The sequence below is a fragment of the Taishania pollutisoli genome, from assembly GCF_014518315.1.
In the GTDB taxonomy this organism is placed as follows: Bacteria; Bacteroidota; Bacteroidia; order Flavobacteriales_D; family Crocinitomicaceae; genus Taishania; species Taishania pollutisoli.
Map to the genome: position 1 here is coordinate 98,470 of NZ_JACVEL010000004.1, position 20,160 is coordinate 118,629.

Annotated in this window: 19 protein-coding genes and 1 tRNA gene; 10 read left to right on the forward strand and 10 right to left on the reverse strand. The window is 41.4% G+C overall.

Annotated elements, in window-relative coordinates; all coding sequences use genetic code 11:
* Positions 1–68: 68 nt before the first annotated feature.
* Positions 69–2,186, reverse strand: coding sequence for a S9 family peptidase (locus H9Y05_RS07580; protein ID WP_216713939.1), 2,118 nt, complete (start codon positions 2,184–2,186; stop codon positions 69–71).
* 54 nt (positions 2,187–2,240) lie between these two features.
* Entirely contained in the window at positions 2,241–4,280 is a 2,040-nt protein-coding gene (locus tag H9Y05_RS07585) for a S9 family peptidase (protein ID WP_216713940.1), read from the reverse strand.
* A 178-nt stretch (positions 4,281–4,458) separates the two neighbouring features.
* Here H9Y05_RS07585 and H9Y05_RS07590 point away from each other — a divergent pair, with 178 nt between their 5' ends.
* Both H9Y05_RS07590 and H9Y05_RS07595 read left to right on the forward strand, forming a co-directional pair.
* Positions 4,459–4,815, forward strand: a complete 357-nt coding sequence (locus H9Y05_RS07590) for an uL10 family ribosomal protein (RefSeq protein WP_163489734.1) — start codon at positions 4,459–4,461, stop codon at positions 4,813–4,815.
* Between the two features lie 45 nt (positions 4,816–4,860).
* On the forward strand, positions 4,861–5,151 hold the full coding sequence (locus H9Y05_RS07595; protein WP_163489735.1) for a hypothetical protein: 291 nt from the start codon (positions 4,861–4,863) through the stop codon (positions 5,149–5,151).
* An 11-nt stretch (positions 5,152–5,162) separates the two neighbouring features.
* On the opposite strand, the gene H9Y05_RS07600 is transcribed toward H9Y05_RS07595, so the two are convergent.
* Positions 5,163–5,999, reverse strand: a complete 837-nt coding sequence (locus H9Y05_RS07600; protein ID WP_163489736.1) for a DUF5995 family protein — start codon at positions 5,997–5,999, stop codon at positions 5,163–5,165.
* 235 nt (positions 6,000–6,234) lie between these two features.
* Between H9Y05_RS07600 and H9Y05_RS07605 the strand changes: the two genes are divergently transcribed.
* Genes H9Y05_RS07605 through H9Y05_RS07615 form a run of 3 tightly spaced genes read left to right on the forward strand, consistent with a single transcriptional unit; the run spans position 6,235 to position 7,713 of the window.
* A complete protein-coding gene (locus H9Y05_RS07605; RefSeq protein WP_163489737.1) occupies positions 6,235–6,444 on the forward strand; it encodes a helix-turn-helix domain-containing protein in 210 nt (69 codons plus the stop codon).
* Entirely contained in the window at positions 6,441–6,776 is a 336-nt protein-coding gene (locus H9Y05_RS07610) for a HipA N-terminal domain-containing protein (protein WP_163489738.1), read from the forward strand. The genes H9Y05_RS07605 and H9Y05_RS07610 overlap by 4 nt, the downstream gene beginning before the upstream one ends.
* A 58-nt stretch (positions 6,777–6,834) precedes the next feature.
* Complete coding sequence (locus tag H9Y05_RS07615; RefSeq protein ID WP_317170288.1) at positions 6,835–7,713, forward strand: HipA domain-containing protein; 879 nt, start codon at positions 6,835–6,837, stop codon at positions 7,711–7,713.
* Between the two features lie 76 nt (positions 7,714–7,789).
* Here the strand turns inward: H9Y05_RS07615 and H9Y05_RS07620 are convergent, their stop codons facing one another.
* The 6 genes from H9Y05_RS07620 to rpsO all read right to left on the reverse strand — a co-directional run bounded on the left by H9Y05_RS07620 (position 7,790) and on the right by rpsO (position 12,873).
* Positions 7,790–8,824 carry a hypothetical protein gene (locus H9Y05_RS07620; protein ID WP_216713942.1) on the reverse strand — a complete coding sequence of 345 codons (1,035 nt, stop codon included), beginning with the start codon at positions 8,822–8,824 and terminating at the stop codon, positions 7,790–7,792.
* Positions 8,825–8,900: 76 nt separating this feature from the next.
* Complete coding sequence (locus H9Y05_RS07625) at positions 8,901–9,659, reverse strand: WG repeat-containing protein (protein WP_216713943.1); 759 nt, start codon at positions 9,657–9,659, stop codon at positions 8,901–8,903.
* A gap of 160 nt (positions 9,660–9,819) precedes the next feature.
* A tRNA-Gln gene (locus H9Y05_RS07630) sits at positions 9,820–9,892 on the reverse strand.
* 111 nt (positions 9,893–10,003) lie between these two features.
* Positions 10,004–10,258 (reverse strand): hypothetical protein, encoded by a 255-nt coding sequence (locus H9Y05_RS07635; protein WP_163489741.1) that lies wholly within the window; start codon positions 10,256–10,258, stop codon positions 10,004–10,006.
* 124 nt (positions 10,259–10,382) lie between these two features.
* Positions 10,383–12,518 carry a polyribonucleotide nucleotidyltransferase gene (locus tag H9Y05_RS07640; RefSeq protein WP_163489742.1) on the reverse strand — a complete coding sequence of 712 codons (2,136 nt, stop codon included), beginning with the start codon at positions 12,516–12,518 and terminating at the stop codon, positions 10,383–10,385.
* 85 nt (positions 12,519–12,603) lie between these two features.
* Positions 12,604–12,873, reverse strand: coding sequence for a 30S ribosomal protein S15 (gene rpsO / locus H9Y05_RS07645; RefSeq protein ID WP_163489743.1), 270 nt, complete (start codon positions 12,871–12,873; stop codon positions 12,604–12,606).
* 166 nt (positions 12,874–13,039) lie between these two features.
* Here rpsO and H9Y05_RS16465 point away from each other — a divergent pair, with 166 nt between their 5' ends.
* The 5 genes from H9Y05_RS16465 to H9Y05_RS07670 all read left to right on the forward strand — a co-directional run bounded on the left by H9Y05_RS16465 (position 13,040) and on the right by H9Y05_RS07670 (position 19,300).
* Positions 13,040–13,636 (forward strand): FKBP-type peptidyl-prolyl cis-trans isomerase, encoded by a 597-nt coding sequence (locus tag H9Y05_RS16465; RefSeq protein ID WP_163489744.1) that lies wholly within the window; start codon positions 13,040–13,042, stop codon positions 13,634–13,636.
* Between the two features lies 1 nt (position 13,637).
* Entirely contained in the window at positions 13,638–14,522 is an 885-nt protein-coding gene (locus H9Y05_RS07655; protein WP_163489745.1) for an FKBP-type peptidyl-prolyl cis-trans isomerase, read from the forward strand.
* A 143-nt stretch (positions 14,523–14,665) separates the two neighbouring features.
* Positions 14,666–15,751 carry a tetratricopeptide repeat protein gene (locus tag H9Y05_RS07660; protein ID WP_163489746.1) on the forward strand — a complete coding sequence of 362 codons (1,086 nt, stop codon included), beginning with the start codon at positions 14,666–14,668 and terminating at the stop codon, positions 15,749–15,751.
* Between the two features lie 9 nt (positions 15,752–15,760).
* Entirely contained in the window at positions 15,761–17,878 is a 2,118-nt protein-coding gene (locus H9Y05_RS07665; protein ID WP_163489747.1) for an OmpA family protein, read from the forward strand.
* 129 nt (positions 17,879–18,007) lie between these two features.
* On the forward strand, positions 18,008–19,300 hold the full coding sequence (locus H9Y05_RS07670) for an NAD(P)/FAD-dependent oxidoreductase (RefSeq protein WP_216713944.1): 1,293 nt from the start codon (positions 18,008–18,010) through the stop codon (positions 19,298–19,300).
* Here H9Y05_RS07670 and H9Y05_RS07675 read toward each other — a convergent pair.
* Entirely contained in the window at positions 19,297–20,160 is an 864-nt protein-coding gene (locus H9Y05_RS07675) for an aminotransferase class IV (protein ID WP_163489749.1), read from the reverse strand. The genes H9Y05_RS07670 and H9Y05_RS07675 overlap by 4 nt on opposite strands.

Genomic DNA, 20,160 nt, shown 5'->3' on the forward strand with positions numbered 1-20,160 from the left:
AAAAAGGGCCTCAACCTATTGTGTTGAAACCCTTTATGATGCATTCGAATTTGATTCAAATCCTGCAGTTACTTATTGTGTTCAATGACAAATTTTAATACTTTTTCCATCAGGTGAACTCTGTCTTTCCCCATGACATTATGCGGGTGCATCGGATAAGGGAAGAATTCCATCTGAATCCCCAGGTCAACGAATTTCTTTACCAGTGCTAAATTGTGTTGCATCACAACAACATCATCAACCGTTCCGTGAATCAATAACAATTCATCTTTCAGGTTTTTGGCATGTGTCAGCAAACTCGCCTGTTCGTATCCTTTTTCATTTTGTTCCGGGCGGTCCATGTAGCGCTCACCGTACATGATTTCATAATATTTCCAGTCGGTTACAGGTCCTCCGGCAACACCACATGTAAACACATCCGGGTGACGCAACAACAACGATGTGGTCATAAATCCTCCGAATGACCATCCGTGAACGGCGATTCTGTTTCCATCTACATACCCAAGTGATTTCAGGTAGTCTACTCCCGACAACTGATCTTCCATTTCTACCGTTCCCAATTGACGGTGAATCTGCGACTCAAATGCAAATCCTCGTTCTGCAGATCCGCGGTTGTCAACAGTAAACACCAAGTATCCTTGCTCTGCCAGCCAGTTCATCCACAACGAAGCACCATCGTACCATGAATTGGTGATCATCTGTGCATGTGGTCCTCCGTAAACATATACGAGTACGGGGTATTTTTTAGCAGCATCAAAATTGCTGGGTTTGATCAGACGTGTGTACAATTTTGTTCCGTCTTTTGCCGTGATGGAACCGATTTCCGTTGTTCCGATTTTGTAATCCGCCAATGGATTGGCTGCCGTGGAAATGTGTTTTGCCAGCTTACCTGTCAATGTATAGATGTTTGCTTCAAATGGCGTTGAATGGTTGGAGTAACCATCGTAAAACAATGCCCCGTTGGAAGAAACCGCAACATCGTGTGTTCCTTCTGTTTTGGTCAACAATGTTTGTTTTCCTTTCAAATCAACTGTGTATACTAACGTATTCAATGGATTTTCTCCGGTTGCTGAAAAATAGATTTTCCCTCCTTTTGCAGTCAAGATATCTTTTACCACAAATTTATTCGCGGTCAGCTGACTGATTAATTTCCCGTTGAAATCGTAGTAATACAAATTGTTGAATCCGTCTTTTTCCGAAATCCATACAAAGTTGTTGGAAGTTGTGACCGGGAAAAACGCCGGATGTTCCGGTTCTACCCATTTGTCACTTGTTTCTTCCAGCAAGGTGCGGACAAATGCTCCCGTATTGGCATCGTATACATTCAACCACATGTGATTCTGATCGCGGTTTACTTCTGCAATGACAACATAATTATTGTCCGGTGTAAATGTTACATTGGTCAGGTAATCATCTGAAGCTCCTTTTGGGGAAATATACACGAGGTTTTTTGTTCCCGTATTGTAAATTCCCACCTTTGGTTTTTCTGATTTTTGTCCGGCCATCGGGTACTTGATGGATTTCAGCGCACCAGGAGTTTCAGTAATGTCCAGTAATGGATAATCGTGTACTTCTGTTTCGTCTTTCTGATAAAATGCCAGTATTTTCCCGTTTGGCGACCAGAATAAACCACCTGAAATACCAAACTCACTGCGTGCAATTGCTTGTCCGGAAACGATATTTTTATCCTTGAAATTGGTTACCTGAACGGCATTGTCTTTACCAAGAGAAATGTGCACATTGTTTTCAATCGTATACGCTACATAGTTTGAAGCAGTAGAAACCAGTGCGTTTTCCCCGTTTTCAGCTATCGTGTTTACTACCGAAACTGTTTTTGTTGTCGGGTTTACTTTCACGAAGTCCTGCTCGTTATTGATCATGAATTCATTGGCATTCAACCATTCGAATCCGGAGAACCAACCGAACTTGACACCTGCCAGTTTGTTGACATCTGCAATGGACATCCAGTCCTCATCACTTTTTGCCCCCACACTTGATTTTGCCAGTGTCACATATCCTTTCAAATACGTGTATTCCGTTTTTTCCGGAATCCACTGAAAGAAAACCGGTTGTTCCGGATAAAATTTGCGGTACTGCTCCGTTACAGCTTCCGGTAAAGTCAAATCCTTCTGACCAAAGGAAACTGACCCGATCAATAAAAATAAAAAGAAAGTTATTTTATTCATGTTGTGATTATTTGAATTCTACAATTATTCGTAACCAAGTATTTTGCCAGAAACTTACGGTTTCAGATCTTCTGCCAACCACTTAAAAAATTCCCGGTGCCATACCAATCCATTTTGCGGACTCAATACCCAGTGACCTTCGGTCGGAAAGTGTAAAAACCGGCTTTTAATTCCTTTCAATTGCGCTGCCTGATAGGCTTGCATTCCTTCCGCTTCCGGTACCCGGAAATCAATTCCTCCGTGGATCACCATGATTGGAGTATCCCAGTTTTGTACGTAACGGTGCGGAGAGTTTTTTGCATACATTTCCTTATTGGAAGGATCCCAGTACGGTCCTCCGACATCCCAGTGTGCAAAGAATAATTCTTCCGTCATTCCGTACCAGCTTTCCAGGTTGAACAATCCGCAGTGTGCAACAAATGTTTTGAAACGTTTTTGATGGACACCCGCCAGCATGTATACGGAATATCCTCCGTAAGATGCACCGACTGCACCCAGACGGTTTTTATCGACGTATGGTAATTCCGTAGCTGCATCAATGGCAGATAAATAATCGGTGATCGGTTGCCCGCCCCAGTCTTTTGAAATGGCATCGTTCCACTCTTGTCCGAACCCGGGAAGTCCGCGACGGTTGGGAGCAACAACAACATATCCTTGCGATGCCATCAGCATCAGGTTCCAGCGGTACGAAAAAAATTGACTCACCTGACTTTGAGGGCCTCCCTGACAGTACAACAATGTCGGGTATTTTTTATTGGCGTCAAAATTCGGTGGTAATACCATCCACACCAACATGTCTTTTCCATCGGATGTTTTCACCCATTTTTCCTGAACAGTTGGTTTTGCCAGTTTGCTTAACAATTCCGTATTGGCATTCGTAAGTTGTGTGGCAGTTGTTGTAACAGCTCCTTTTTTCCCTTTGATCACTTCAACAGCAAAATATTCAACCGGAGAAACCATTGATTGGCGTCCTGCATAGATAAAATTACCGAAAGGGGACAGACTGATGTAATCGTGCTGTCCGGTTGTCAGTTGACGGATTTCACCACTTGCCAGAATTACCTCAAACAATTGCTCCGTTCCTTTTGTCGGTGCGAGAAACAGAATTTTGCTTCCATCCGGGTGCCAGGCGTAATCCGCAACTGTAATGTCGGTCTTATGTGTCAGGTTTTTAATTCCCCCCGTAGCTGTTTTTACAAGAATGTCGTTTTTATCTGCTTCAAATCCATTGCGTTCCATACTTAACCATGCTAAATCTCCTTTGGAAGAAAATGCAGGGTGATTGTCATATCCCTGGAAGTTGCCGTCACAGGTAATACAAGATGTTGCACCGGTTTTCAATTCAACCCTGTACAGTTCACTGTTGGTGGAAGTTGCGAATGCTTTCCCTGCCATTTTTTTCGTTGAATAGACCACTGCCTGGTTATCAGGTGTGAATGTGACACTCCCCAAGCCACCAAATGGAGGGAGTGCAGCATTGTATGCTTCGCCTTTCAGTAAATCGGTTCCTTCACCACTGATTTTCCCGTTTGCAACAGAATAATAGAACAGGTGATCTACTTTGTAATCGTCCCAACTGGACCAGTGACGGTACAACAAGTCGTTTTCCACACGTGCGTTAGCTTTTGGCAGATCCGGATATTCTTCGTTGATTGTTTTACGGATCTGTACCGATTGTAACGTGATAACGGTTTGTTCGTCGGAAGAAATTTTAAATCCGTCTATTCCTTTTATGTCCGAAACTTTTGATTTATTCGAACCATCCGCATTCATTTTCCAGATATCGACGTTCCCACTTTCTGTTGACAGAAAGTAAATCGTGTTCTTTCCGGCCCATTGCGCTTCAAACTCTGAAAATAGAGTAGCGGTCAACTGTTTTGTGGTCTTTGTTGCCAAATCAATGACATATAGGTCTGCATTGCCCTTGTTTTCCGCAACATTTACCGTTGTCTGGGAATACAGGAAATACTTACCGTCCGGTGAAACGGTGCCTCCGCTCAATCGTTTGAAATCCATCATTCGCTCCGGAGTGAGAACTTCCTGAGCATTTGCCATCATACTACTGCACAAGGCGACAAATAAAAACTTTTTCATTGCAATCAGAAATTTGAGGTGTGAATGTAGTGAAATTTTTATAAACCGGTATTTCTTCATGATGAGCAGACAATGGGTTGACCACATCTATACACCGTTGAACAGGAGATAAATTAGGATGTTCGCGTTCTTTTTTGTATATTAAATGCAAATCAAATTTTATTAAAACCATATTCCAATGAAATACATAATTATATCTTTTTTATTGTCAGTCCTTTTTATTTTTCAGGGAACTACCCATGCACAAAACCTTGTTCCCGTAGAGTCGACGATTGAACATGCTGATAAATTGCGCCCATGCTTATTGGTTTATGTCGACCCGGAGCCGAAAACGCTTAAAAAGGCCTGGCGGGATTTTCTAAAAGAGAAATACGATTTTAAATTAAAAGGTATCGGATTTCTTTCGAATAAAGATGTGTTGAGTGCAAAGAAAGTAACGCTTCCGGCCATTTCTCCGAATGCATTGGATTTTTACACCGAGATTGTACCAGATGCGAATGGATCTCAAATGAAAGTATTTGCTTCCTACGGATAGGAAGTATATATTGATCCGAATGAGCATCCCGAGGCATTTCAACAATTGAAGACGATTTTTTCAACCTTTCTTCAAACATACATTCCAAATTATTACCAGGAGTTGGTAGATGATACGGAAGATGTTGTAAAAGATTTAATGAAGGATCAACGAAAACTGAAGAAATCCATCACAAAAGATGCAAAAAAGGTTGAAAAGTTCACGGCAAAAATCAAGGAATTGAACGAAGCCGTTTCTGACAATCAAGCAGAGTTGATAGAGGTGGAGGAAAAGTTATCCAACCGGACATTAAAGCTGGAAAAGTACAAACTGAAATTGAAGAATGTGATGCCTTAATGGTGTTATAGTTAGTGTTGTTTAACATACGAAAAATCCATCTTCTCCACACTTTTTTCCGCTGCGGCTTTGACGACATACCGCAATTTTTCAATGACCTCGCTTGGTTTTCCCCGTTCAAAGAGACTTGCCAGCCACACCAAGGTTCTCAGTATTTTACTCTTCGGTTTGGCCAGATTTTGCCCGAGTGCTGCAATGGATTGATCCCGGGTTTGGATGAGTGAGTTGTCTTCTTCCGCAACGTGCAGCATGCAACCGAAGTACCAGGCACCTGTTCGCGCGATGTCAATGCTGAAAGTCGCCAGTTTATCTTCATACCCTTTTCCGAATTTTTGCACCAGCCAGATCATCGGGGAAACTTTACTCAGGTCCTTTTCTACTTCATCCACGAGTGAGGCCAGGATGGAATTAATGGTGTCAAAGTCGTGGAGAATTCCTTCGATACAGGGCTGTTGTTGCATGGTTTCATTCGTAGCGATGCCCAGATCCAGGTTGATGTGCGCATTGATTCCCAACAGCATGTGTTGCAAGATGATGGTAGACGTATTTTTTGTTGCTTCAAATGCCACTTCCCAACTTTGTGTGGGTGTTTTGTGGTTCGTCCATTCCTGCCATGCATGGATGTAGCGCGTAGCGAACAGAATGTCCAACCGCTCCATGCGTTTTCCGTCTTCAAATTCCCCACGTTCAATTCCTTCCTTAATGCGGCAGGTAACCCGGTGGTATAAAACGGCAAAATAACCAATCCGGCTGTTGTGCCGGATGCTCCATTCAATGATGTTGTTGAGTTCATCAATTACCTGGTCAATGGATGTAATCGGTTGCTGGAGTTGTGTTGTCAGTGTCATTCAGGTGAATTTATCTGGCAATACTACCAATAATTATCAATTGATTTTCAGGTGTAAATACCTGTTTTTTATCTTGCTGAAGATGTCCTCCTCCTCAATCCTCCTCCAAAGGAGGAAGTAGAGAATTGCAATTTTTTTATATGTTAATGCATATAAAAGTAGATTTAAAAAATAAATTATATTCTTTTACATATAATTTAGTATATTTGTTTGTTACTATATTTAAAAGCATATAATGAAACAGTTAGCAGTATTTGTCAAAGAACGTAGAAAAGAGGTCAATCTTACTCAGGAGGAATTTGCAGAACGTGCAGGTGTAGCACTTACAGTTATTCGTAAAATAGAGCAAGGTAGAACAAATTTGAATATGGATAAGGTTAACCTGGTGTTAAGTATGTTCGGTCACGAATTAGCTCCGGTAAAAAGTAATGATATTGAAGTGTGAGACAAGGAAAAGTATACTACAAAGATCGCCTGGCAGGAACAATCACTGAAACCAATGAAGGGGAATACGTATTTCAGTACGATCTGAGTTATGTGAAAGAACATCCCGAAGATTTCATTACGTTTACCATGCCGGTAACCGATAAACCCTATACAGAAAAACGATTATTTCCTTTCTTCGAAGGTCTCATCCCGGAAGGTTGGCTACTGGACATTGCTGCTAAAAGCTGGAAAATAAATCCGAATGACCGAATGGGATTGCTCCTCGCATGCTGTAAAAACTGTATTGGAGCAGTAAGTGTTGAACCAATACCTGCAGAAGATGGCGAATAAATGTTTGTATTGTTATAATCCCGTTGACTCACATCAGGATTTTCACGAAAAATGTGTTATGGCATTCTTTGGAACTTCCTCCTTGCCCACAATCGACTATTCATTGGATCAAATGGATGAATTGGCAAAAAATGTCGTGGAAATGAGTGTAGCGGTTCCGGGTGTCCAGCCCAAACTGTCTATGTCAGTTGTAAAAGCAACAAAAGAGAAATCAGGTGCCCGATTAACCGTCGTTGGTGCATTGGGTGGAAATTATATCTTCAAACCACCTTTGGATCGGTTTCCTGAAATGCCTGCAAATGAACATGTCACCATGCGGATTGCAGAAGCGTTTGGAATTCGCGTAGTTCCTTCCTCATTGATTCGATTGGCTTCCGGAGAATTATCTTACATCACCAAACGTGTCGACCGAATGGAAACCGGAGAAAAGATTCATATGATTGATATGTTTCAAATTACGGAATCATTTGATAAGTACAGGAGCTCCATGGAGAAAGTCGGCAAAGCGCTGGATAATTACTCCAGTAACACACTCCTGGATAAGATTTTTTACTTTGAACTGGCCTTATTTTCGTTTTTAACAGGTAACAATGATATGCATCTGAAGAACTTTTCAATGATTGAAGGTTCATCCGGATGGATATTGGCTCCAGCTTATGATTTGTTGAATGTTACCATTGTAAATCCTGCGGATCATGATGAGTTGGCTTTAACATTATCCGGGAAAAGAAAGAAATTAAGAAAGGATCATTTTGTAAATCTGGGAACAGGATTAGGATTGACAAAAAAACAAATAGACGGAACTTTTAAACGAATGATCAACAACTATTCAAAAGCATTGGAATGGATCAACCGTTCCTTTCTGTCGGATGAAATGAAATGTGCTTATAAAGAAGCACTGGAAAAGAGGTATGCGCAGTTAGAGTTACACAGATAAACATCTCACCTTCATTGAGGATGTCATCTATTGTTTCAATAAGTCGATTTAAAATTTTGATGAAACCGTACACACATCAAATAGCATCTATTGCCACTACATACAACGGATTCGTTAATGCTTCCGCTTTTCCTGTTTTTGAACGGCATACAACATCTACCTGCGATACTCCCAAAATCGGATGTAAAGGTCCCCATTTGACGCGGTATTTTGTTTCCTGATACAGTAATTCCTTATTGTCTACCCACCAGATGAGCATATTGGCTTGGGTATGTGCAATCAGACTTTCAAACAATTCGGTCAATAGGACCGGATCATTGTCTTTTATCCAAACGGAATCGGGGACAACAAATGTATGTTTTTCCGGATTGACCAACCTGTTTAAAACAGGGAGTTTGCTCACTAATTTTGCTTTCTGTTCACCCCATTTACCGCCTAAGCTTTCAATGCGCCAATGAGCCGTTGAGATTCTTGAAAAAGCAACGATTTCTCCCTGTTCATTTTCAATGACAGCAAACGGATCTTTATCCAGATAGTACTCGAAAAAGAATGCATGGTGCTGAAACACCTGGCAAATGCGTTGCTGCATTTCATTATCTGTAGCGTCAATGATCTTAAATCGGGAAGATTTTCGGGCAAACAACCGGCTGAATGTTTGTGTGGAAAGCTGAGCTACCGTTTGGAAATTGAAATTCCTGCTCATCCATTTACTTCGATCATTTTTCGGATCAATGTAGGCATATAAATGGCTGACGTCATTTCCATCCACATCACCTTTGATTGCTGACTGGAAAAAGCGTTCTATTTCCGTTTTCAGTAAGCTATTGCTTTTGTCTTCCGTTTTTGTATCCGTAGATCGCTGGAGACTTGTTCTGAATGCAAAATAGCGGATGTACCAATCTTGGTTTCGTCGGCAAAAGGTGATGTTGCCCAACACTTTTTGCTGTCGCTGTATGTAAAAAAATAAAGGATGATCTATTTGTGTTACGCGTTTGGCCGTATCTAAATGTTTGTAGCGTACACCTGTTGTTCCGAGTGTCACCTCCGTCAAGAGATCGACGATTTCGGGATTTGGTTTTTCAGATAATTTAAACAAGTTAGATGACCACATTTTTAATAGGAATAACTCAACGGAGTGAACAACACAACCAAATTTAGGATTAAAATATCATTTGTTAATGCCCCAGTTACATTACCTTTTTTCCTGTTTTATCAATAACGATCCATTCTCCGTTAAGTTTTACTCTCCCGAAACCTTCCCCGAAGTCCCAAACTTCATCGTATTGAATTGGAATAACTTCTTTCCCTGTTTTGTCAACAAAGCCCCATTTATCATTTAGTTTTACAGCAGCAAATTCTCCACTGAAACCCCGTAATTTACTATATATCAAAGGAATTACTTCGTTTCCTGTTTTATCGATAATACCAAATTTATCGTTTAGTTGTACAACTGCCAAGCCGTCATAAAAATACCCTACATATTTGTATTTCAGTGGGATGATTTCTTTCCCTGTCTTATCCACAAACCCCCATTTACCATCCAATTTTACTGCCGCTAAACCATCTGAAAAATATTCTACTGTGTGATATTTCAATGGAATGATTACTTCTCCCGTTTGGTCGATAAAACCATATTTACGACGTTGTTCTTCCTTGTCAATAATCGCAGCTCCTGCCAAACCTTCCTGAAACTTATCTGCGCCGTCATATTTCAACGGTATTATTTCTTTGCCTGTTTGATCAATGTAACCATATTTCCCATTTAACCTTACTAGAGCTACACCTTCGGAGAAATCATTAGCATCATCATATTTTCCGGAAACGATGATGTTTCCGGTTTTATCTTTGAGGCCATATAGGTTATTCGTATCTTCAAAAATTTCCTGTGCTTGTAATGCAATTATGTCTGACAGTATCAAACAAGCTATAAGTACTGTTTTTTTCATATTTTCAAAATGAATTAAGACAATTATGCTTCTGGTTCGTAATATTTTAAACAATACTACTTGTTTTCATTGCCGAAAACAAATATCTTATTTTTTAGGAATTTTCAGGAAAGATAATACAATAAAAAAAATCCCCGGTGAAAACCGAGGATTTAATCTGTTGTCCCACTAGGGCTCGAACCTAGACTCTTCTGAACCAAAATCAGACGTGTTGCCAGTTACACCATGGGACAGTTTCACAACGTTCCCTCAAAACAACAGTGTTTTGACCTAATTGCGGGGGCAAAGCTAACAATAAAATTTAATTCTACAATAACCTTGACCTAAAAAAATGAAGATTTCTCTTACAATTTATTTACCTGATCGTACAGCTCGTCTGTTTTGCTCTCAAAATCAGCATAAATAGACTTGAAATCCGCTTTTGATTTTGCCTGGCTGATTCTGCTCAATAATTCGTCCTGAACGGTTGCTGCTGCATCAATGATTTTGTTACTGGCCTCTGCTTTGCTTTCGTTGAACAATTGAACGGAGTAACTTTCCTCAACAATGTCAAAAATAACACTGTTTACGATTTTCTTAATATCTCTTTTATTTGCCATGATTGTTTGTTTTGACCGTGCAAAGGTAATGAAAAGTGCGATGGTTTCAAAATTCAGTGACAGAGAAACAAAAAAGGGAATACAAAACATGCATTCCCTTTCTCTTTATACCGTCAGACGAAGATTAATTCGCCTCTGTTTTTTCCGGTCTCGGCAATAAAACTTTACGGGACAATTTCCATTTTTTCGTTTTCGGATCTTTTCCGACAACTTTAAACTTCAATACGTCTCCTTCTTTTACTACATCTTCCATTTTCGCTACTTTCTCCCATGAGAACTCGGAAATGTGAATCAACCCGTCTGTTCCGGGAAGAATTTCCACGAAACATCCGAATTCTTTGATTCCTTTTACTTTTCCTTCGTACTCTGCACCTTCTTCAACCTGAGGAGGGAAAGCAATCAATTTAATTCTGCGAATTGCTTCTGCCATGTCATCTCCGTTGTTGGACATGATTTGCACACGACCTTCACCTGTTGCCAACTCTTCGATGGTAATGGTTGTTTTCGTGTCTTTCTGCAATTGCTGAATGATTTTTCCTCCAGGTCCGATAATTGCACCGATGGTATCGTTCGGAACGTTGAATGCTTCGATACGTGGTGTATGCGGTTTGAAATCAGGATTTGGTTGAGCAATCGTTTCAATGATTTTATTCAAAATATGTAAACGTCCTGCTTTTGCCTGATTCAATGCTTTAATTAAGATTTCGTAAGGCAATCCGTCAACCTTGATATCCATCTGGCAAGCAGTGATTCCTTTTGCGGTACCACATACTTTGAAGTCCATGTCACCTAAGTGATCTTCATCTCCTAAAATGTCAGAAAGAACGGCAAATTTACCCCCGTCAGCAACCAATCCCATTGCAATTCCGGATACAGGTGCTGTGATTTGAACACCACCGTCCATCAGTGCCAATGTTCCGGAACAAACCGTTGCCATGGAAGAAGAACCGTTGGATTCCAAAATTTCAGAAACCAGACGAATCGTGTATGCGTTATCAGCAGGTAAAACCGGTTTCAACGCACGCAATGCCAGGTTTCCGTGACCGATCTCACGACGGGAAGTTCCTCTGATCGGACGTGCTTCTCCTGTTGAGAACGGCGGGAAGTTGTAATGCAACATGAATGGAACAGTTCCTGCGAACGTTACATCGTCAATCATTTGCTCATCCATTTTTCCTCCCAATGTCAATGACATCAACGCTTGTGTTTCTCCACGTGTAAAAATCGCAGAACCGTGAGCGGATGGCAAGTAATCTACTTCTGACCAGATCGGACGGATTTCATCAAATTTACGTCCGTCCAGACGAATACTTTCGTCCAACATTACAGTACGAACCGCTTTTTTCATTGTTTCCTTGAAATAAGGGCCGATGAACGGGCTGTATGTTTCCAGTTCTTCTTCTGTAAACTGAGCTTTGAACTCTTCTTTCACAGCATCAAATAATTCGGCACGCTTTTCTTTAGAAGCCAATCCCTGACGCGCAACAGCACAACATTTTTCGAATGCAAAATCGTATAATTTTTTACGGAATTCTTCGTCGTGTGTTTCGTGTGAATATTCTCTTTTCGGGTTTGCTGCAGGGATTTCAGCAGCTAAATCCAACTGGAACTGACAGTGTTTTTTAATTTCTTCGTGAGCTAATTTGATTGCTTCAACCATTTCTTCCTCAGAAATTTCTTTCATTTCACCTTCTACCATGTTGATGTCCTTCGCAGTACCGGCAACAATGATATCAAAATCGGATACTTCCTGCTCTTGCAATGTTGGGTTGATGATCATCTGACCATTAATACGACCGACACGTACTTCGGACATTGGTCCGTTGAACGGAATGTCAGAAACCGCAATTGCAGTTGAAGCGGCAAAACCTACCAATGCATCCGGGCTATTGATCCCGTCATACGAGATCAATTGCATCATTAATTGCACTTCTGCGTGATAATCATCCGGGAAAAGCGGACGTAGCGCACGGTCGACAATACGCATCACCAGGATTTCCCGTTCAGAAGGACGTGCCTCTCTTCGGAAAAAACCTCCGGGGATTCGACCCGCGGCAGCGAATTTTTCTTTATAGTCTACAGTTAACGGAAGGAAATCTACCCCTTCCTTTGCTTCTTTGGCAGCTACTACTGTTGCCAAAATCATGGTGTCGCCCATTCGTAACACTACCGAACCATCGGCTTGTTTAGCCAGTTTTCCCGTTTCAATGGAAATTTCCTTTCCTCCGGTAATGATGGACTTTTTGATTCCTATATTCATTTTTTATTTATTTACAAATTAACGAAAAAAGGGACATCCGACCGAAATCGATGTCCCCTCTTCAATAAATTTACTAACGTAAGAATTAACGACGTAATCCTAATTCTTTAACGATAGAACGGTATCTTTCGATATCTTTTTTCTTCAAATAATCCAAAAGACTTCTTCTCTTACCAACCAACAATTGCAGTGCGCGTTGCGTTGCGAAATCGTGTCTGTTTTTCTTCAAGTGCTCAGTCAAGTGCGAAATTCTGAATGAGAACAATGCAATCTGACCTTCCGCTGAACCTGTGTTTGTTTCAGCACCTCCGTGTTTAGCGAAGATTTCTTTCTTTTTTTCTGTATTTAAATACATGCCAATATTATTTAATAATTATTATGTAGTCCACTTTTGGACGGCACAAAGATAGAGATAAGAATTGAATAAATCACAAAAAGATCAAAAATGTTTGCGGATTGTTCCGCTAAATGAACTTATTTATCAATAATTTGTCGTTACATTTGTCTCAAAATTTAAAAGAATGAGTGAAGAATTAAATGCGGTTAGTTACTGTGTAGGAATGAGTATCGCAGAGAGTCTGATGCAGCAAAATCTTGGCAATCTCTCCATTGATGTTTTTTCAGAAGCAGTTGAAGATGTGTTCCAGGGGAAAGAATTGAAGTTTACACCGGAACAAGCAAACGCAATCATCCAACAATATATGCAGACTGCAATGCAGCAACAATTTGCTGTAAACAAAACAGCGGGAGAGGCTTTCTTGTCCGAAAACTTTAAAAAAGACGGGGTGAAAACCACGCTTACAGGGCTGCAGTATGAAGTATTAAATGAAGGAGAAGGTGCGCATCCGGGCCCAACATCCCAGGTGACAGTACATTACCACGGAACATTGATCGACGGAACGGTATTCGACAGTTCCGTTCAGAGAGGGACACCGGCAACGTTTGGTGTGAACCAGGTAATTCCGGGATGGACGGAAGCATTGCAGTTGATGCGGAAAGGTTCAAAGTACCGTTTGTACATCCCACAGGAATTAGCGTACGGATCCAATGCTCCGGGAGGAGTAATCCAACCCTATATGGCTTTGATTTTTGATGTTGAATTATTAGATTTTAAATAAGATGAAAAAAGGATTTATGTTCGTGTTGCCGGTTGCTTTGTTGCTGGCATGCAGTGGAGAAAAACAAGAAGAAGTAGTAACCTTCGAATCGGAAAAACAAAAATTGTCGTATGCATTGGGGGCTGATTTCGCAGCGCCGATTGTGAATGCCGGACAGGAAGCAGCTATCCTGGACTTAGGTGCATTGGCTGTTGGTTTTGAACAATCATTGAATGACAAAGATTATTCATCGTGTCAGGAAGTGGTAGTGGATGCATTTGGAATGAATTTCATGAACCCGGATTCTACGAAACGGGTAGCAGGATCTGAGTGTTTCGGAAAAATGAACGGTTCACGTTTGTACCAAATGTTGAAAGAAGTCGACCAATTACAGAATTTTGACATGAAATACCTGGCAATCGGTTACCGTGATGCGTTGAATCAACGCGATACGATTCTGGACAAAGGCGAGCGTGCTTCGTTGCTGACAAAATTCCAGACGGAAGTACAGACCGCGCAAGTGAAAAAAATGAAAGAACTGGACAAGCCGTTTCTTGATAAAGCGAAAACACTGGCAAACACACGTACAATTGACGGAGGAATTGTGATTGAAACAATCCAGGAAGGAAAAGGTGGTTCCCCTGCAGTATCCGATGAGGTGGTTGCACACTACATCCTTACAAGCACAGCAGGTGATACGTTGGAAACATCTTTCGACAGAGGACAGCCGCTGACGATCGGACTTCAGTCGGTAATTCCGGGATGGACAATGGCATTTCCGCAATTGAAAAAAGGAGGGAAGTACCGCTTGTATATTCCGTCGGAACTGGCATATCAGAACGGTGCATTGTGCTTTTATGTTGAACTGATCAACTACGGACCTGTAGGGACAACAGCAAAAAAATAACCCACATAAATAAAAGCATCTCAAACCCCTGCGTCGTACCGTTCGATGCAGGGGTTTTTGTTTTTTCAGACTTTTTGGAACCACAAGGGTTGAGATTCATATTTTTAATTATCTTTGGTTTGCTACATAAAATGCTATCTTTCATGCGAAAACAAATCTTATTGGTATGCTCAGCTGTCTTTTTACTGGGTACAGCAACCGGGCAGGAAGAAATTAAAGTGCTCACACAAAGTGAACTGGACGCCTTAAAAAGCCAGATGCCCCTGGAGGCTGAAACAGCTTACAACGAAGGAATCGTTGCGTATCAATCCAAAAATTATCCCCTTGCTGTGGAAAAATACACACAGGCGATCAACGCGTACGCAAATTTTGAACTGGCTTATTTTAACAGGGGATTGAGCCATGCCGCCTTGCAGCAACAGGAACAGGCCATTGCCGATTTTCAGAAAGCAAACGAATTGAATCCGGCAAATCACGCGGCTTTGTATGAAATCGGGTTGATTTATTCCGATAAAAATGATACAGAAAATGCGTTGAAATATATCGGTGATGCAATCAAAGCTAACGATCAGGAAGTGAAGTACCTGTACAAACGTTCACTGCTTCTGTTTCAGCAAAAAGAGTACGACAAAGCTCTGGAAGATCTGAACAAGATCATCAAAATCGATCCGTCTTTTGCGTTTGCCTACAATGACAGAGGTAGTATCTACAAAGAGCAAAGCAAATTGGATGACGCCATTGCAGATTATAAAAAAGCCGTTACAATTGATAAAACTTTAAAGGTCGCACACAACAACCTGGGAACCGCTTACCGCAAAAAAGGACAATACGATCTGGCAATCGGAGCGTACAATGCAGCAATTGCGCTGGACAAAGATTTTTACCTGGCTTACAACAACCGGGGATATGCCAAGTATGAAAAAGGAGATTATGCCGGAGCACTGGCAGATTTTGATGAAGTAATCCGAATGAAGCCGGATTATGCATACGCTTACAATAACAAAGCATCCGTTTACCTCAAGCAGGAAAAATACAACGATGCGGTGAAAACTTGTGATCAGGCAATTAAACTGAACCCGGAGTACGGATATGCCTATTACAACCGCGGAATTGCGTATGAAATGTTGAGAAACGACAAACAATCCTGCCAGGATTGGTCAAAAGCTGCCGAACTGGGGATCGATGCCGCAGGGTCTTATTATTCAAATAACGAGTGTTATAATTTCTAAGCTACAACTATGAAACAATTTTTAACGATACTGACAGCGATCCTGTTTACAGGAATCTTATTTGCACAGGTAGACACGCCGTTTGATAAATCTGCTTTCAAAGAAGACAAAGACGGATTGAAAGAAGCGGTAAAAAACATTGAACAGGGAGATAAATTTTACCTGGCGCAACCCTTTGCCGACTATAAATCAGCACTTCCGTTTTATGAAAAAGCATACAGTTTTAATCCCAATAATGCGGAGTTGAATTATAAAATCGGAATGTGCTACATCAACACAAATTTCCGGACACGTTCATTGCCGTATTTTGAAAAAGCAGTGAAGCTCAACCCGGCTGTCAACCCGGAATTAAAGTATTACCTGGGATACAGTTATCACCTGCATAAAAAGTGGGATGACGCGATTAAGTATTACAATGAGTATGCTTCTCAGAATGCGAATGTGAAAGGTTCCAATGTGGAATTATTAAAAGAAGCGACCAAAAAAATTGCAGAATGTAAGTCAGGGAAGAAGCTGGAACAGACACCTGTGCGTGTGTTCATTGACAATATGGGCGCAAATATCAATACGGAATACCCGGAATACTGTATGATCATGAATGCCGACGGGTCGGAAATTTATTTTACTTCCAGGAGAAATACCACAACAGGAGGAGGAATAGACGAAATCAACGGCGGGTATTTTGAAGATATTTTCCATGCGAAAAAAGAAGGGAACGGATGGTCGAAAGCGACAAATCTGGGTGCTCCGATCAATACAAAAGGACACGATGCGACGGTGGCACTGAGCCCCGACGGATCTAAAATGTTGGTGTACATCGACGATAAAGGAGACGGAAATATCTATGAAAGTATCCGGACAGGTGATGCGTGGAGTAAACCAAAGAAGATGGATGACATCATCTGTTCTCCGTATCATGAATCTTCAGCATGGTACAGCAACGACGGAAAACGCCTGTACTTTGTTTCCAGTCGACCGATCCCGGGGAGTAAGGATAAAATGGAAAAAGACAAGGATATTTACTACGTAACGTGGGATCCGGTGAAGAAAAAATGGGACAACCTGGTGCGTTTACCGGATAATATCAATACACCTTATCACGAAGACGGATTGTTCATTCACCCGGATGGAAAAACAATTTACTTTTCTTCAAAAGGACATAATTCCATCGGAGGATACGATGTGTTTTATACGGAATTGCGCCCTGACGGAACGTTCATGGATCCGATCAACATGGGGACTCCGATCAACACACCGGACGATGATGTTTTCTTTGTTGTGACAGCAAGCGGTCGCTATGGTTACATGACATCATTCCGCGAGGATGGAATGGGAGAAAAGGATTTGTACAAGGTTACATTCCTGGGAGAAGAGAAAAAGCCGATGTTGAATTCGGAAGATATTCTGTTGGCCGGTTTGGATGTGATCATTGCTGAAAAAGCGGTAGAACCGATCATTTCCAACAGAAGAGGAGAATTGGCCTTATTGAAAGGAACGGTATACGATGATAAGACCAGGAAGCCGATTCACGCATACATCGAATTAATTGACAATGTGAAAGGAGAATCACTGGCTGAGTTTGAATCGGATCCGGTAACAGGGAAGTTCCTGGTTTCATTACCTGCCGGTAAAAATTATGGAATTGCAGTAAAGTCGGACGGGTATTTGTTTCACTCGGAGAATTTTGATATTCCGAAAGGAGCCGACTATCAGGAGTACAATAAGGATGTATACATGAAGAAAATCGAGATCGGAGAGGTAATCGTTCTGCGAAACATCTTCTACGACCTGGCGAAATATTCATTGCGTCCTGAATCAAAAACAGAGTTGGATCGTTTGATTAAGCTGATGAACGACAACCCGACACTGAAAATCCAGATTTCCGGACATACGGATTCACGTGGTTCGGATGAATCAAATAAAGAGCTGTCTAAAAACAGGGCAAAAGAAGTGGTTGATTACCTGATCAAAGCAGGAATTGCCGCGAATCGTCTGACTTCCGAAGGGTACGGAGAAGAACAGTTGATCTTTTCAGATGCGGATATCGCGAAGTTGAAAACAACCAAAGAAAAAGAAGCGGCACACCAGGAAAACAGAAGAACAGAGTTCAAGATTATTTCCAAATAAACGGTCGTTTTCGCAATGAAATAAGCAAAAAAACGGGTGAACATTCTCACCCGTTTTTTGTGTAAATCATTTTCTTTTGTTTAAATTTGTGACACTATATCCATGCTGTTAACCTGTCAAAAGAAAGGTATGGAAATTCGTATTGAAAAAAATGCAAAAAAACGTATCGTAGTTGTCGGAGGAGGTTTCGGAGGACTGCAGATTTCACAAGATTTATCAGCATCAGATTACCAGGTTGTTTTGATCGACCGGAACAATTTTTACCAGTTTCAGCCCTTGTTTTATCAGGTTGCAACATGTGGTCTGGAAACAAGTTCCATTGTGTTTCCGTTTCGGAAAGTTTTTCAAAAATCAAAGAACATACACTTCCGGATGACTTCTGTTCAACAGATCATCCCGGAAGAACATAAAATTGTCACTTCACTGGGAGACTTAGAGTATGACTACCTGGTTATTGCAACAGGTGCAGGAAATAATTACTTCGGAAACGAAAACATTGAACGGCATTCCCTTCCGATGAAAAGCCTGGTGCAGTCGCTGCATTTGCGAAATACCATCCTGGAACGGTTTGAACAGGCATTGAGCGTGCAGGAAAGCGAACAGGAAAGTTACCTGACCTTTGTTGTAGCGGGAGGAGGACCGACCGGAACAGAACTTGCGGGAGCATTGGCAGAAATGAAAAGTAACATCCTTCCGAAAGATTACCCGGAACTGAATTTTTCCAAAATGAAAATTATCCTGGTGGAAGGAGGACCACGAGTATTGGGTGCCATGCATCCTGAATCCAGTGAGAAAGCGCACCATTACCTCAAAGAATTAGGTGTGGAAATCCGTTTAGCGACATTGGTGGAAGATTACGACGGTTCGGTGGTAAAATTGAAAGGAGGAGACGACATCCATTCCAAAACGCTGATCTGGTCTGCAGGAATCAAAGGAAACATGATCGATGGATTGACAAAAGCGGAAGTAGTACCCGGAAACCGCTTGAAAGTAGATGATTACAACCGTGTGATCGGGTATGAAAACATCTTCGCGATCGGAGATATCGCAGCCATGTTGTCCGAAGAATACCCGAAAGGACATCCGCAAATGGCACAGCCGGCCATGCAACAAGGGAAAAACCTGGCGAAGAATTTTAAAATGATGGTACACAATGGACCGTTAAAACCGTTCAAGTATAAAAATTTAGGTTCCATGGCAACAGTGGGACGCAACAAAGCGGTAGTGGAATTGCCGAGAAAACGATTCGGTGGTTTCCTGGCATGGTTTACCTGGATGTTTGTCCACCTGCGTTCCATTTTCGGCATCAAAAACAAGTGGATTATTTTTATCAACTGGGTATGGAATTATTTTACCTATAATTCTTCACTGCGATTGATTATCCGAAGAAGAGAAGCGAAATTAAAACCGAGTGAAGATTAAATCAACCTGTTGTTCAGGTCTTCATCCCAGTACTCATTGAGTAAGTGGGTTAGTCGTTTTGCTGTATTGTTGAAATACCGTTTGGTTCTGTAACCACTCACCCAGGTAATGCCTGAAATGGCGTTGGTGAGGAAAATTTCATCTGCAACGAGCAAGTTTTGGGGGAGAATATTGGATTCGTACACCCGGATATTGTTGCGAATGGCCAGATTGATAATTTGCATGCGCATGGTTCCTGCTAAACAACCTTCTTCCAGCCCGGGAGTGTACAATACACCATTGGAAACAACAAATAAATTACTGCTGGAACTTTCCAGGATTCCACCGGTGTCATTACTGATCAACAAGTCGTCTAACTGGCGCTCCTGTGCTTTGATACTCGCCATGATCGACAACAAGCAGTTTTTAAGCTTGAAGTTGGCAAGCATATTTTTTTGCTTTTTCAAATCCGTAAAGATATCAACTTCCAATCCTTTTGTGTTCAATATAAAATCGTTGTGATCGACGGGTTTTACTTCAATGAAGAACTGCGCATCATTGGTTTCAGGTTTGTACTTTCCACCATTCATCCTGTCTAGCGACAAGCGGCAGAAACCACCCAGTGTGATTCCCGATTTTTTGCACAACTCCCGGATACGGATGTCAAAAAATTCAGTCGTGAAGTAGGACGGAACACGGATTTTGATCGCTTTTGCCCCCTCCAGCATCCGTTTGATGTGATTCTCCAGGTTAATGGGAATCCCGTTGCGAATCCGGATGCTTTCAAAGACGCCGTCACCATACAAAAACGCGCGACTTCCGGAGTGAATGCTGAATTCCTCTGCTGGTATAATTGTCTCGTTGTTGTTGACGTAAAGCAT

Bases quoted from the DNA above. Each gene is read 5' to 3' on its own strand.
- H9Y05_RS07580 (WP_216713939.1), bottom strand. From the start codon at position 2,186: ATGAATAAAATAACTTTCTTTTTATTTTTATTGATCGGGTCAGTTTCC.
- H9Y05_RS07585 (WP_216713940.1), bottom strand. From the start codon at position 4,280: ATGAAAAAGTTTTTATTTGTCGCCTTGTGCAGTAGTATGATGGCAAAT.
- H9Y05_RS07590 (WP_163489734.1), top strand. From the start codon at position 4,459: ATGAAATACATAATTATATCTTTTTTATTGTCAGTCCTTTTTATTTTT.
- H9Y05_RS07600 (WP_163489736.1), bottom strand. From the start codon at position 5,999: ATGACACTGACAACACAACTCCAGCAACCGATTACATCCATTGACCAG.
- H9Y05_RS07605 (WP_163489737.1), top strand. From the start codon at position 6,235: ATGAAACAGTTAGCAGTATTTGTCAAAGAACGTAGAAAAGAGGTCAAT.
- H9Y05_RS07615 (WP_317170288.1), top strand. From the start codon at position 6,835: ATGGCATTCTTTGGAACTTCCTCCTTGCCCACAATCGACTATTCATTG.
- H9Y05_RS07620 (WP_216713942.1), bottom strand. From the start codon at position 8,824: ATGTGGTCATCTAACTTGTTTAAATTATCTGAAAAACCAAATCCCGAA.
- H9Y05_RS07625 (WP_216713943.1), bottom strand. From the start codon at position 9,659: ATGAAAAAAACAGTACTTATAGCTTGTTTGATACTGTCAGACATAATT.
- H9Y05_RS07635 (WP_163489741.1), bottom strand. From the start codon at position 10,258: ATGGCAAATAAAAGAGATATTAAGAAAATCGTAAACAGTGTTATTTTT.
- H9Y05_RS07640 (WP_163489742.1), bottom strand. From the start codon at position 12,518: ATGAATATAGGAATCAAAAAGTCCATCATTACCGGAGGAAAGGAAATT.
- rpsO (WP_163489743.1), bottom strand. From the start codon at position 12,873: ATGTATTTAAATACAGAAAAAAAGAAAGAAATCTTCGCTAAACACGGA.
- H9Y05_RS16465 (WP_163489744.1), top strand. From the start codon at position 13,040: ATGAGTGAAGAATTAAATGCGGTTAGTTACTGTGTAGGAATGAGTATC.
- H9Y05_RS07655 (WP_163489745.1), top strand. From the start codon at position 13,638: ATGAAAAAAGGATTTATGTTCGTGTTGCCGGTTGCTTTGTTGCTGGCA.
- H9Y05_RS07660 (WP_163489746.1), top strand. From the start codon at position 14,666: ATGCGAAAACAAATCTTATTGGTATGCTCAGCTGTCTTTTTACTGGGT.
- H9Y05_RS07665 (WP_163489747.1), top strand. From the start codon at position 15,761: ATGAAACAATTTTTAACGATACTGACAGCGATCCTGTTTACAGGAATC.
- H9Y05_RS07670 (WP_216713944.1), top strand. From the start codon at position 18,008: ATGGAAATTCGTATTGAAAAAAATGCAAAAAAACGTATCGTAGTTGTC.
- H9Y05_RS07675 (WP_163489749.1), bottom strand. From the start codon at position 20,160: ATGCTTTACGTCAACAACAACGAGACAATTATACCAGCAGAGGAATTC.